18 protein-coding genes and 1 pseudogene are annotated in these 11,855 nt (G+C 57.5%); 3 read left to right on the top strand and 16 right to left on the bottom strand.

What is annotated here, in order from left to right:
- Positions 1 to 225: pseudogene (locus Q319_RS0120055) on the top strand (hypothetical protein); the annotation flags it as partial.
- A gap of 552 nt (positions 226 to 777) precedes the next feature.
- On the opposite strand, the gene Q319_RS0120050 reads toward Q319_RS0120055, so the two are convergent.
- From Q319_RS0120050 to Q319_RS27460, 11 genes are all read right to left on the bottom strand, one after another.
- Positions 778 to 1,380, bottom strand: a complete 603-nt coding sequence (locus tag Q319_RS0120050; protein WP_156039487.1) for a helix-turn-helix transcriptional regulator — start codon at positions 1,378 to 1,380, stop codon at positions 778 to 780.
- Positions 1,377 to 1,895 carry a hypothetical protein gene (locus Q319_RS0120045; RefSeq protein WP_029484208.1) on the bottom strand — a complete coding sequence of 173 codons (519 nt, stop codon included), beginning with the start codon at positions 1,893 to 1,895 and terminating at the stop codon, positions 1,377 to 1,379. The genes Q319_RS0120050 and Q319_RS0120045 overlap by 4 nt, the downstream gene beginning before the upstream one ends.
- 65 nt (positions 1,896 to 1,960) lie before the next feature.
- Positions 1,961 to 2,122, bottom strand: a complete 162-nt coding sequence (locus tag Q319_RS27475; RefSeq protein WP_156039486.1) for a hypothetical protein — start codon at positions 2,120 to 2,122, stop codon at positions 1,961 to 1,963.
- Positions 2,123 to 2,288: 166 nt separating this feature from the next.
- Positions 2,289 to 2,537 carry a hypothetical protein gene (locus Q319_RS27470; protein WP_156039485.1) on the bottom strand — a complete coding sequence of 83 codons (249 nt, stop codon included), beginning with the start codon at positions 2,535 to 2,537 and terminating at the stop codon, positions 2,289 to 2,291.
- Between the two features lie 53 nt (positions 2,538 to 2,590).
- Positions 2,591 to 4,498: a ParB/RepB/Spo0J family partition protein gene (locus Q319_RS0120035; protein WP_029484207.1), complete on the bottom strand. Its 1,908-nt coding sequence runs from the start codon at positions 4,496 to 4,498 to the stop codon at positions 2,591 to 2,593.
- Positions 4,499 to 4,641: 143 nt separating this feature from the next.
- Positions 4,642 to 4,833: a hypothetical protein gene (locus tag Q319_RS27465; RefSeq protein ID WP_156039484.1), complete on the bottom strand. Its 192-nt coding sequence runs from the start codon at positions 4,831 to 4,833 to the stop codon at positions 4,642 to 4,644.
- Positions 4,833 to 5,189 carry a hypothetical protein gene (locus tag Q319_RS0120025; RefSeq protein ID WP_029484206.1) on the bottom strand — a complete coding sequence of 119 codons (357 nt, stop codon included), beginning with the start codon at positions 5,187 to 5,189 and terminating at the stop codon, positions 4,833 to 4,835. Before Q319_RS0120025 ends, Q319_RS27465 begins: the two co-directional genes overlap by 1 nt.
- Entirely contained in the window at positions 5,186 to 5,383 is a 198-nt protein-coding gene (locus Q319_RS0120020; RefSeq protein ID WP_029484205.1) for a hypothetical protein, read from the bottom strand. Before Q319_RS0120020 ends, Q319_RS0120025 begins: the two co-directional genes overlap by 4 nt.
- A 10-nt stretch (positions 5,384 to 5,393) precedes the next feature.
- Positions 5,394 to 5,576, bottom strand: coding sequence for a hypothetical protein (locus Q319_RS0120015; protein ID WP_029484204.1), 183 nt, complete (start codon positions 5,574 to 5,576; stop codon positions 5,394 to 5,396).
- A 57-nt stretch (positions 5,577 to 5,633) separates the two neighbouring features.
- Positions 5,634 to 6,119, bottom strand: a complete 486-nt coding sequence (locus Q319_RS0120010; RefSeq protein ID WP_029484203.1) for a hypothetical protein — start codon at positions 6,117 to 6,119, stop codon at positions 5,634 to 5,636.
- 1,041 nt (positions 6,120 to 7,160) lie between these two features.
- Entirely contained in the window at positions 7,161 to 7,433 is a 273-nt protein-coding gene (locus Q319_RS27460) for a hypothetical protein (RefSeq protein WP_156039483.1), read from the bottom strand.
- A 179-nt stretch (positions 7,434 to 7,612) separates the two neighbouring features.
- On the opposite strand from Q319_RS27460, the gene Q319_RS0120005 reads away from it, so the two are divergent.
- Both Q319_RS0120005 and Q319_RS25810 read left to right on the top strand, forming a co-directional pair.
- Entirely contained in the window at positions 7,613 to 8,047 is a 435-nt protein-coding gene (locus Q319_RS0120005; RefSeq protein WP_245619404.1) for a helix-turn-helix domain-containing protein, read from the top strand.
- On the top strand, positions 8,047 to 8,550 hold the full coding sequence (locus tag Q319_RS25810; protein WP_051655600.1) for a transposase: 504 nt from the start codon (positions 8,047 to 8,049) through the stop codon (positions 8,548 to 8,550). The genes Q319_RS0120005 and Q319_RS25810 overlap by 1 nt, the downstream gene beginning before the upstream one ends.
- A 15-nt stretch (positions 8,551 to 8,565) precedes the next feature.
- Here the strand turns inward: Q319_RS25810 and Q319_RS24925 are convergent, their stop codons facing one another.
- The 5 genes from Q319_RS24925 to Q319_RS0119975 are packed head-to-tail and all read right to left on the bottom strand — an operon-like array spanning position 8,566 to position 11,734.
- The gene (locus tag Q319_RS24925) at positions 8,566 to 9,546 is read right to left on the bottom strand and encodes a hypothetical protein (RefSeq protein ID WP_029484200.1); all 981 of its coding nucleotides are present in this window, start codon (positions 9,544 to 9,546) and stop codon (positions 8,566 to 8,568) included.
- Between the two features lie 2 nt (positions 9,547 to 9,548).
- On the bottom strand, positions 9,549 to 9,827 hold the full coding sequence (locus Q319_RS0119990) for a hypothetical protein (RefSeq protein ID WP_029484199.1): 279 nt from the start codon (positions 9,825 to 9,827) through the stop codon (positions 9,549 to 9,551).
- Positions 9,824 to 10,318, bottom strand: coding sequence for a hypothetical protein (locus Q319_RS24920; protein WP_029484198.1), 495 nt, complete (start codon positions 10,316 to 10,318; stop codon positions 9,824 to 9,826). The genes Q319_RS0119990 and Q319_RS24920 overlap by 4 nt, the downstream gene beginning before the upstream one ends.
- A gap of 4 nt (positions 10,319 to 10,322) precedes the next feature.
- Positions 10,323 to 11,528, bottom strand: a complete 1,206-nt coding sequence (locus tag Q319_RS0119980) for a hypothetical protein (RefSeq protein ID WP_029484197.1) — start codon at positions 11,526 to 11,528, stop codon at positions 10,323 to 10,325.
- On the bottom strand, positions 11,528 to 11,734 hold the full coding sequence (locus tag Q319_RS0119975) for a hypothetical protein (protein WP_029484196.1): 207 nt from the start codon (positions 11,732 to 11,734) through the stop codon (positions 11,528 to 11,530). Before Q319_RS0119975 ends, Q319_RS0119980 begins: the two co-directional genes overlap by 1 nt.
- Between the last annotated feature and the right edge of the window lie 121 nt (positions 11,735 to 11,855).

Raw genomic sequence — 11,855 nt, 5'->3', positions numbered from 1 at the left:
GTGTTGTCCCGCCGCACCCGCGCCCTGCTGCTGAATGCCCGCGCCAGTGCCGACGCCGCGCCGCGCGTGGCCGTGATCATGGCCGAGGAACTGGGCCAGGATGAGGTTTGGCAGACGGAGCAGGTGAGGGCTTACCGGGAACTGGCGGCAGGCTACATGCTTCCCGGCGGCGTCGCTTCTGCGGATGCGGCGGGCCGGGAAAAGATGGAAACCCGCCCGGTCTGAAGTTGGAGAAAAACTAAAAAAGTGGGGTACGGCTGTGGGCAGGAATCAGGAGGGTACCAAAAAGTGGAGGCAGTATCGGCCCACGGCGATTTGGCGACATGGTGGGGCGTATCGAACTCAACTCCTCCGGTAACGCTTCCTTGGACTGATCTGTCAGGGATTTGGTGAACGCTCAGTTCGGAATGGTGGCCTGCTCCTCGAAGGCTGCCGGGAACCGGTGGCCCAAGGCGGAGTGATTGCCCTCACGGCTATCAAGTACTTCAATTCACTCGAAGACCTTCGTTCGTGTCTGGGCACAATCCCACTGCGCCTTCACAAGTTCCAGTTGGGGTGGTCCGTCACAGGTCCATTCTCCTTGTTTTGCTGCCATCAGAATATTATACTTAGGTTTCTTATGTCGTAAAATGTAAATTTTACGACATGCTAAGGCCAGATGTATTCTCAGCCTCTATGCGTGCCTATCGGCAAAAAAGGCCAGGCGGGTTGATCGCCTGGAGTATCCTTTGGTGCAGTTGTCGTAAAACCTTCTGAGATGTCGTAAAACTGTCAAGTTCATGACTCGTCTTTGGAAGCCTTCGGCTTCCGGGTCTTGACCTTGGACCCGGCTGCCTCCTGCGCTGGCCCTTCGCTGGGCTTCTGAGAACCGTCCTCTTTTTCAAATCTCGCAAACGCCTTGTACAGTATTCCCCGGCTCACACCGACGGCCCCAGCCGTCGTGTCCATGCTCCGGCCTGCGGCCACCCACTGCTTTGCCACCTCGTACTGCTCACGGGTCACGCGGCTCTGGTTGCCAGTGACCTCGCGGCCTTCCGGCATGGGGGGAACTTCTACTTCTTGCCGCTTCTCTTTGCCCCACACGATCTGGGTTACGTCAACATCCAGCGCCTCTGCCAGTATCAAGCCTGTTTTCAGACCTGGGATGTTGCCGCTGTAAAGCCAACTGTGAATGCTCCGCCCTACTCCAGCTTTTTCTGCCAGCTCGTCAACCGTTAGGCCACGTTCCTTGCGCCATTGGTTGAGGGTCTTCTGTTCTTTCATGTAGACTCGTTGCGCTCCTTTACCTCTGTCTGAGGGGAGTGGACCTGTCCGCTGTGGATAGGTCCTTTTCATTGTGCCATGTGTTGCCCTGTTCGTCAGATCCGTATTGCTGTTCATGCGCTGGCCTCCTGGGGGTACTGCACGGGTGGAATGGTTTCGTGGTGGTAGAAGGGTTCGCGGGCCTGGGCCTGCTGCGGCGTGAGCTTGCCTCTCCAGACCTTCAGGCTGGAGGACACCACGGCCCGGTACTGAAAACTGCGCGGGTTGCGCTTGCCTGTTGGAACAAGTCCAAACCGCGCGCCGTCGTCGGGTCGGTACAGGCTTTCAATCTTGACCACCTTCCCTGTCACCCACTGCTGACATCTTTGCTCGTCCCCTGGGGTTTCCGCCTGCCACATCCGAATGTGGAGCGTCACCATTTCGCCCACGGGTATCCGGGTCTGGATGCCTTCATAGACGGGGCTGGGCTTCCACCGCTCGGCGTTGAAATACTCGCGGGTGTCACTGTGAATGGACTGCGCTACCCAAGTGGGGTGAATGCTGTCGTCGTCGGTCTCAATGGCCTGCACCAGTTGATAGATGCTCAGGAGAAGATTTTTCTTGTACTCGTCGCGGTTGTTGGGGGTAGGCATGGGGTCACTCCTTGGGGGCGAGGGCGGGAGCTGCGGCCCCGCTTGTCGGGGCCGCGTGCAGGTTGTTAAGCGGCGCTCTGGCCTTGGCTCTGGACACTGCACCCCAGCACGGCGCTCTCCTTGCCCTGCGCCCGGTGGGTTCTGAGCATTCGCATGTAGGCGGCCACGTCGCCGCCAAAGTGCTTTTCCACAGTGGCCCAAAATCCGGCGCGTCCAATCGCTTCCATATGCTGCCGTGGCGCTGGGCGGTGGCCTGTCCTCCCAACCTGCCGCGCTCGGTGGCGGAAAGGCGGGGGCTAAACTTCTCGGTGGTGGTGGGCTGAGATTGACTCATCAACATGCTCCTTCCCTCTGTCTGAGGTAAGAACATTATACAAGATACTTTGTATATTGTCAATTTGAAGTGGTTTGTTCCGGTGCGCTGGCAAAAGCAAGAATCGCGTTTAATCGCCGCTTAGACCGGGCCGTTTCAATGCGGCTGGCCTGCCTGTCGCAGTACACCAAGCCGTAAATGACTGTGCTAAACACCTTGCCTCCGTGTTCGCGCTGGCAGCCGTCACAAAACCATTTCGGCCCGTAGGTCTGTCCATTCCTGCCGCTGGCGTTGCCCCGTGCAAAGCCGTGTTTCCTGTTGCCGCCCATGTGCGCCCTCCTGGGAAAGTGGGGGGAGGCTCGGCCTCCCCCTGCTCTGCTTCCTAGAACTTCACGAGGTCCGGCAGCCACCCGGCCCCCTTGAGTGCGGGCGCTTTTTCCAGAATCAGCCCCACGATCTCTTTCTTGCTGGCCTTCATCAGTCCAACTGGGCGCAACCCTTCGGGCATGGTCTCTATGAGCTTTAACAGGGCGTCAACGGTGTAGCCGTCCAGATACCCGGTGCTGAGGGTGAACCGCTCCTGCACGTCGCCCGTCACTTCTAACCGCTCGGCCAACGCTTTGACCCGGCGCGGCGTGTCGTTCAGGCTGTTATCCCAGTCGCCTACCTGCTGGTGCGTCAGGTATGCGAACAGTTTTAAGAGGTCTTCGGTCTGGACTTCTGGCGCAGTCAACGCCTCCTCCACATCAAATCCCATTCTCCGGTACGTCAGTCGCCCGCCCTCATCGGTGGCGAAGACCGTCCCGAACGTCAAGGCCAAATCTGCGGCCAGGGTGCGGCCCTCGTCGGTCAGCGGAACCTCTTTCACGCCCCGCAAACTGATCTCCATTGCTCCGCCCCCGCTGTGGCAGATGGTGGTCTTTGCCAGTGATTCGCAGGCCAGCGCGAGACACATCCGGGGGTCGGTTGCCAGATGCCCATGAATCGCCTGAGAGCGCGTCTGGTGCGCCAGGACGTGCGCGGCCTCCCTGATCTTCGGCCCGGTGTCGGCGGCGGGATACGTGGTGCGCGGGGTGCTGGTGGCGCTGGTTTCGCCGCTCCCGGCCTCACCCTCACCCGCTGCGGCTGCGTGAGCTTGCGCGGCTGCTTCGGCCTGCTCACGCTTGAACACCTGGGCGTCGGCGTACCTTACATACTGGCTGCTCTCGGCAATTTTCCCGGTGGTGCTGCTGCAAATCAGGGCCAGATTGTGGGTCATGCCGTGCGGGGGCGTCACCCATTCACTGCTTGGCAGGTTGGCATACGCGCTCTCCACGGTCACAATTTCTACCTTGCCCCAGGTCCCGCGCTCCTCCTCTTTGGCCTTGAGGATTTCCAGCGCCTCAAGCTGCTTGTTCAGCGCTGTCTTGTGGTCCGCGAACTTGGCGGGAAAGTCGCCCAACATTCCCAGCCCGCCCTCGTCAATTTTTAAGCCGCTGGCCTCCACATCAAAGCGGGCATTTTCCACGAGAAACGCCCCGGCCTTCACGAGATTTTTCAAGGTGGTAACGCTGTTGCCGTTGCGGGCGTGTTCGGTGAGGGATTTTTTCATGGCCCCGCTGGTGGTGGCAATGATCTTGGCCTGTTCCAAGTTGATTGCGCCCTCGTCCAAGAGCTTGCGGGCGTCCCGGCCCAAACCTGCTGCCAACTGCACCCGGCTCTTTACGGTGTTGACGTGTAGGCCGTACTTGACCGCCACATAATCCGCCGTGCGGCCCGCTCCGATCAGGGCCAGAAATGCGTCGGCCTCCTCCATCGGGGTCATGTCCTGGCGCTGGCTGTTTTCCAGCGTGGCAACCTCGATCAGCTCGGCGTCGGTCATCTCCTCGATGCGGAACGGCACCGGGTAAGCGTCCGTCACCTGATAGAACGCTTCCCCCATAACCGGGCGTCCGTTGGCGTCCTCTCCGGTCTGCACCTGCACGGTCAAGCCCTGGACCAGCAGCTCGACGGCCCGCTGTCGGCGTTCGCCTGCGGCCAACTCCACCATGCCGCTTTCCTTGGCGCTGGGCCTGCCGATGAGGTTCTGTTCAATCCCGGTGCGCGTGACATTCCCGCCCCCGTCAAACTTGGTGCGCTGGTAAATGCTGGCGGCAAGCTCCACCAATTTGTCGTGGTCAAACCGCTTGCGGGGGTTCAGGCTGCTGCGGCGCGTGCGGGCGAAGGCCACATTCACCACATCAGCGGCGGCGGTGTCGGGGGTCACGAGGCGAAGGGGGGCGGGGGCGGTCATCTGTTCTGCTGCGGTCATTTTTATTGCTCCTTTCCTCTGTCTGAGGTAAGGACACTATATAAGATATTTTGTATTTTGTCAACCCTCTTGAAACTGATTGGCGCAGTGTTACAGCAGAAGAAAAGCCACGCTAGGCGCGGCTCATATCTCCTGTTTCTGACTTACCGGCCTGTGGCTTTTAATTCGCGGTCAAGGATTCGGAGGTTAAAGCGGGACAGCCGATTGTGAAGGGTGGTCGCCGCTTCGCTCACCCGGTAATCCTCGTGGTGGCACAGCTCTAGAGCGTCTAAGAGTCGCTGCATGTCCTGGGCGCACTGCTTCATGTCGGTCATCAGTGGGTCAAGTTCAGGCATCAGAACCGGGCAGCTTGGGCAAGGGCGGCGAAATTGTCAATGCTTCTTTTGAACGTCGCATAGATCGCCTGACCTTCGGGAGTGGCGCTCACTTCGGGCGGTGGCTCCTGGCCTTCCAGATCGTTTAACGTCGCCTTCAATGAATCGACGTGTCTTAGCAGATCGGCGCGGCGGTCTGGGTTGGGGTACAGGTCGCCGTACCTGCGCTTCGCGTCACGGTGATTTTCAATCCTCTGGGCGGCGGCTTGATCGCCCTGGCGCTGCAACCTGCGGGCGGCTCTGAGGTTGTGCGCGGCCACGCGGCGGCGCTGGCGCATGTTCGCGGCATAGGTCTCCAGATCGGGGGTCAGGGTCACTGCTCGTCCTCCAGCTCGTCTAAGTGGGCGTCGTCGTACTGCTTGGCGGCGTCGGCGTCCTCGTAGCAATTGGCCGACTCTGGCAGGAGCGGGGCGCGCAGCTCGGCGGCGGCAGCCTCGAAGTTGATTTCCTCGCGGTCATAGGGTCCGCTGGTAATTTCATCGTCGTAAATTTCATCGGCGCTGTGGAACATGGTTACTCCTTCAGTCAAAACACCCGCAGCTTTCCGGGGCGCGTGAGGCGCAGTACGGGCAGTCTGTAAGGGTGGGGAAGTCGGTGGCGGCCTCCAGCTCGGCGGGAGGGTCAAAGTCTGCCGGGGCGTCGGCGTCTGGGCCTCGCTCGTCGTCTTCAAGTTCGGGGGGCAAGTCGTACAGGGTCCAGTGCATCGGCGGCGGTCCTCCGGTGGGGGAGAGTGGCCCCGCTGGGACGCGGGGCCGGGCGTCTTAGAGCGTGTGCAGTGGGCGCAACTTTTCCCCGGTGCGCTGGGTGAACATCTGCGCGTCGTCCTCGCTGAGCAAGTACATGGTCATGCCGGGGACCGTGCCGAGAACGCGCTCAGGGGCAATGCTGAGGGTGTAGGCGTCGGGGTCTTGGAGAGTGGAATAGATGCGGCGGGGCTGGCTGGTGGGCGGCAGCAGCAGCGCCTTCTGATCGAAGTGCAGGTTGGTGTGTTCGGCGGCGGCTTCCTGGGCCTGGTCTTCGCAGTTCGCGGCGGACATCAGCCCCACGATCAGGGCATACGCGGCGTCCTTCGCGGCCCATGCCTGCTTGTGGGCGTGGGGCATGGTGGCCTGATCGTTTTTCAGGTTCCCCACCGAGCCGCGCACAATTTCGGTGGCGAAGGTGTGGCGCAACTGCCGGTAAACGGTGGCGGCTGGGGCGTTCTCGCAGAAGATGATTTTGACCTTTTCGTAAGTGCTGATCGTCATTTTTGGCGCTCCTTCCCTCTCTGTCTGAGGTAAGGACATAATACAAGACACTTTGTATCTTGTCAACCCTCTAAGATGCTGCTAGAGTCGCGTTTATGCCGCCCTTGTCGGCTTTTCTCCCCTTCGTTGTCCGCTGGACACGTCGCCCACTCCGGGCGTCGTGTGCCGCCCTCGGCGGCGCTCGTCGGTCTGTTTCCCTGGGGGTCTGCACTGCGCTCCTGGGCCTGCTTTTTACCCCTGCTTTCTGCTGGTGCTGCTGTCAAGCTGGGCCGCTCGTCGGCCCAAAGTCGGAACCCGGCGCACTTTGCCGGGTTTGCAGCGTCCTGGGCGCTTTGCCATCCTTTGGCCGCAGGCCAGCCGGAAAATGTTTGGGGCCGTTTCCAACATTTTCCGGCTGGCCGATAAGCCCTTCTGGGTTTTCTCTTTGATCTCTTCAAAAAGAACGTGTGGCCCCTGGCCGCTCCCTTCATCCCTTGTCTGTGCCGCGCTCGGCTAGATCGACGGGCCGCCCCGAGACCGACGACGGGCGCGGCCCTCCCGCCGTAACAAGCGGGACGGCGGGAAAGGTGCTGTGCGGCCTTTGGGCCGCTCCTTCTTTTTCGGTGCGCTCCTCAGCACCGAATGGAACCGCGTAGCGGTGACGGCAGAGAGAGGTACACCGCTCTAGACCCACCCACAACGCCCCCCGCGCCTCCGGCGAAGGGACTGGAATGCGGTAAGAAATCCAGCGGCATGACGTGAGGAATGCCGCATCTTGGAGTTCTGGTTTCCCGGCGCTTCTCAGCCGGGAAAACCGCATGGAAGGCCACACGAACAAAGCAATAGAGCTGGAATCGCTGAGAGAACAAAACACACCCCCCCTGACGCCTTCTCCAGAGTGAAACAGTCAAGCCCTGGCCCCAGGCATTCGCCCGCCCTGCCTGCACCGTCGCCCTGATGCTGCCCCCTCACCCTCCCCTGGTGCTGATCCTGGTCGTCGTCTTTCTCGCTGCCTAAAACGAAAAACCCCGCCTGAGCGGGGAACTGGTGCAAGTGAAATTATCAGCGGTGATAGTACGAACTATTTTCTTCATCGCTCCAAATTCGGTGATAGGGACGGCGTGAAGATGCTTTGCTCGCAGCCGCGTCCGCTGCACCGCCCGCCACGCCACCCAGAAAGCATGTAATAAGATAAATAGTTGCGGGCAAAGCAATAACAAAAGCCTTAAAAGTATATTTCAATGCCATAAAGCCATACACTACAACAAAGACAGTTACTATTCTAACAATTTTCCAGATGAACAGTAAAATTTTAACAACGTCTGCTTTGGTCATATCCCTGCCCTCCTTAGTTCTTATCAAATGCACTTGACTGTGCTTCTCTAACTCCGAAAGGATCTTGCTCCTCTGCTGTTAAGTAGCCAGCGGGTGTATACTACCGCATCAAACGCCTGAGCCTAGACCTCACCGAATCCGCCCTCGCTCTTCTTCGTCAACGCTTGACTGCTGCTGACGTGTTGCCATGCGAACGCAAGCGATATTTGGTCCTCTGGCACGTTATCCAAGGACAAACGCCTGCTCAGATCGCGGCGCTTGGCCTCATGTCTGCCAAGAGCGTCCGCATTCAGATCCATCAGTACCATCAAGGCGGTTTAGACGCGCTCCAGGAGCGCGTTCATCCCGGCAGAACCAGCGTGCTGACCCCCGAAATCATCGCCGATGTCGGTCAGCAGATCGCCGCAGGTCAGCAAGTCTGGAATTCCCGGAGTCTGGTGGCCTATGTGTTCGAGCGGTATGGGGTCACGGTAGGGCGGAGCGCTATGCGAACCCAGTTGCACCACGCCGGGATGAGCTGGCAACGCACGCGTCTGGTTGTCGCGGGACAGGCCGATCCCGAAACCAAAACGGCGTTTAAGACCGACCTGGAGGCGGTAAAAAGGGGGCTTTAATGGGCCTGCTCCGCCTCCTGTTTCTTGACGAGTCAGCCATCTGGCTGACTCAACCCAACATGTACACCTGGTCTGCCATTGCTCAGCCAATGGAAGTCCCCACCTCCAAGGCCAGAGGAATCACCGCCCGACTGAATTTGATGGGCTGTGTGGAATACGGCAGCAACGCCGTGCAGTACCGTGAGATCATGGGCAACACCACGGGTCAAGACACGGTGGCCTTTCTCGATGCGCTGGCTGAGCAGGCCGATCCGGCCTGCCCCAGCGTCGTCCTCTTAGACCAGGCCAGCATTCACACCTGTCGGGCAGTGACTCAACACCGTGAGCGGTGGGGCATGCAAGGCTTGAGCGTCGTATATTTGCCGGTCTACAGCCCAGAACTTAATCTCATGGAAGGCGGCTGGCTCAATCTGAAGTATCACAAACTTCCCAAGCGGCACTTCGACGACAAAACCGAACTCCGGGCCGCAGTAGACGATGCGAGCTGGGGAATCGCCATATGACGTCATCTACTCCCGCTAGCTACTTAAGTAAACGGGTGGTGCTGCTGGTTCTAACTTCGGCGCTGGCTCTGGCTCGCGTTCCTCAATCCTGGCAGTGATGGTCTCAAGGGGCTGAGGCTCCCGGCCTGCACTCACATCTTCAACCGCCTGGCGCAAGTCGTACAGGTCATAGACCCCAATTTCGCGCACCACCAGACCCCAGTGAAACAGTGCAGTGGGAGAGAACAGCGGCTCCAGCGCCGTGTTCTTGATGATCTCGGTGATGTTGTCCCCGTGGGTGGTGGCAATGAAACTGGCCTTTACGCTGAGGTCCTTGACCGTTTCGGCTTCCAGCCGGGTTTGCAGCTCGTCAATCGCAACGTAGTGAGCAGAGTTGTTGGCGATGGCTTCCAGCATGACCTTGTGCTGCTCAGCCTTGATCGGCACAAAGTAGCGGTCTGCCTCGCCAATGCCGGGGTGCGGCGTGCGCCCGTCGCCTGCAACTTCATTGGACGTGTCCACTACCGTCAGGTTGGCGTCGTACTTCTCAGCAGCAATACGGATGTAGTCGCGCAGCAGGGTACTCTTGCCCTTCCCGGCCATGCCCATAATCAGCATCGAGGGGTTGACCTCCACGCATTTTCTCAGCAGCTCGGCCACCCCCACATAAAAGCGAGCTACGCGGATATTGAAGCCGTCTGTTCCCAACCCGTCGGCGCTGGGAATGCGGCTGATGCGGTGGCCGGTGCCGTCAATCCCGGCGCGGTTGTCGTCGCGGATGTGGTCAATGCGGCTGCGGAGGTCGGTGAGGTGGTTCTGGGTGATGACCAATTCAGGGTACTTGTGCCACTGGCCGCCGTGCTTGATCTTGAGTGGGCGGCCAAAGCGCAACTTGGCCTCTTCTGAGTCGCTGATGACGGCTTCAAACACCACCCGAAGATCAGCAGGGAGAATGCGGAGGAGCTTCGCGTAATCCTGCTGAATTCGGCTGTTGACCTCTTCGGGCGTAAAGAGCATGGTTACTTCGCTCGGCCTAGCGGCACGCTGTTCTCTAAGATTTCCTCTAGCAGTTCGTTGGTGATCCGCTGCTCCTCGCGCTGGGTCAACTTGAGACGCATGTTGAGGGAAAATCCAATGGTGATAAAGAGGATCACTAGCCCCTTGGCATCGTAGAACGCCAGGGCGACTACGGCCAGATTCAGCAAAGTCAGGAAAATATAGTAGGCGTTAAACTTAAAATCAAAACGCTTGGCAACTTTTCCAACCATCGTACGGTCAATCAAATCCTGATTCATCATTTTAGCACCTGCTTCAATCTGTCTAGGGCTTCGTATTGGGTAATCCGTGTATTCCCACTGGTAGCTTTGTTGAACCAGAGAAGCATGTTGTTGATTTCCTGAACACTCATGCGCTCCATATTCGGGTTTGGAACTTTACCTAAGTTCCTGCCCTTCCATCCCTGATTGTCAATAATGATAATTCCATCAGATGCAGAAGTCTGGACCTCATAGATAGGAACATTGATGACTGCGAGAGAAAGGATGGTGCTTTTTGCAAGATAGTTGTAATATTGGATGGTCACTAATTTAACTTTGGTATTCCTAACTCTATCCAAAAACGTCTGACGTATCCCATTGGCAAGGTTGATATCAAAGATACTCGGCGCAAAAATAAGCACACGTCCATTTGATGAATTATCCATTGCCTCTAGCATCTTTTCATACTCACTGTTTTGAGCGTAGGCCACCGAATGACACAATCCAGCAAGAATAAGAAGATACTTCACCATAGGATTATCCCCCGCCCTTGCTGACAGCTCCGGCGTAGGAAGCAACACCACCCAGAATCGTCGTTAGGAAATTCACTGCCGCACCCATGAAAATCATGGCCGCGATAAAGTAAATAATTGAAAGGATGATCTGCATAATTGCGCCAGTGATAGAATCAAAAAGCTGAGCAGCAATACCCTTAAAAGTCTCAAAATAGTCACCTATTTTCGCCGCAACAAAACCGTATGCCTTTCCAATAACATTGGCCGACTTTTCATCGGTACAGTCCACACTTTCTCCATCTGTGGCTGACGCGGCTCTGGCCTTACACGCGGCCATTTCTGCGCGGGTCTGCTTGTAGAACTCGTTCTCGGTAAGTTTGGCTCCAGCGGTGTCCCAACTGGCGGCAAATCCATTCTGAGCAATGAATTGTTTCGTGGCTTCGGCGGGTTTGATAAATGCCCGGTCAATCGCACTGTAAGCCAGCAAGGGAATCAGGGCCGTCACAAGAATGGCTCCCAGCGTACTGCTGACGCAGGCCCAGATTGCGGTCGTCTGACCCCACATCGTAAATGCAATTGCCAGTGGCAGCACGTACCCTACGGCAAGAACAACGAAACCAGCAATAGCAATAATGCTCGCGTACATGATGGTAAATCCAGACAGAGCAATGGCCCCAGCCCCAATGCGAGACCCCGTTTTGGCGAGAACTTTGCCTCCACTTTTAAGTGCAGCGCCCGTGCCAAGGGATTTTGCACCGTAGGCCGCCGCTGTGGTCCCCATAGTCGCCACTTCTGCCACTGTGCCAATCATATTTGACATTTGAGTGCCAGCATCATCAATCTTCTTACTAAGATCCTTGGTAAACATCACATTGGAAGTCGTGTACGTGGTGTTCCAAGAAGTGATGACCGCCTGATGGATAACTGTCACCAGACTCAGCATAATAGAAACACCAATCGCTTGAACAATTGTCGCGCGCATTTCTCCGCGATTGTTCCGCCCCAGCCCCTTCCAAAGCTGAAAGATAAAGCCCGCAACAGTAATGGCATAGGCTAACTTTTTGATATTTGGGCCGATCCCCGATTGCTTGAGCTGTGTGTTCAGGTCATTGACCATCTCAAGGGGATTTCCCACAAAAACTTTCTGGTACGTGCTAAAAGTATTGGCATCTGCCATGCTGACCAGGGTGAGCAACAGCAAGGGAACAAGAATGCGAGACAGTTTCATCAATCCCCCACGGGGTCCAGCTTGATTTCAGAACCGATGATGGAAGACATACTGCTGTAGGCAGCTTTGATATCCCGCTGGTACTCCTCCGCTTCTGCTTGATTCTCGGCCACCATCTGTTCAACTTCAGCCTTAAATTTTTCTTCGTTGCGGATAATTTCTTGTTCCCGGCTCTGGCTCTCCAGCATCAATTGGGTGTTGGTCATGACCTGCTGCTGCGCGACTTCAGACAACTGAGGTGGATTCAAGTTGCTAGCGCACAGCGTGACCCGGAGGGGCTACGCTTTCTCTGTCAAAGGAGAAAAGCATGTGCTACCACCGGTTCAC

It is taken from the genome of Deinococcus marmoris DSM 12784 (assembly GCF_000701405.1).
Classification (GTDB): domain Bacteria; phylum Deinococcota; class Deinococci; order Deinococcales; family Deinococcaceae; genus Deinococcus; species Deinococcus marmoris.
This window is presented reverse-complemented; position numbering and strand designations above follow the sequence as displayed.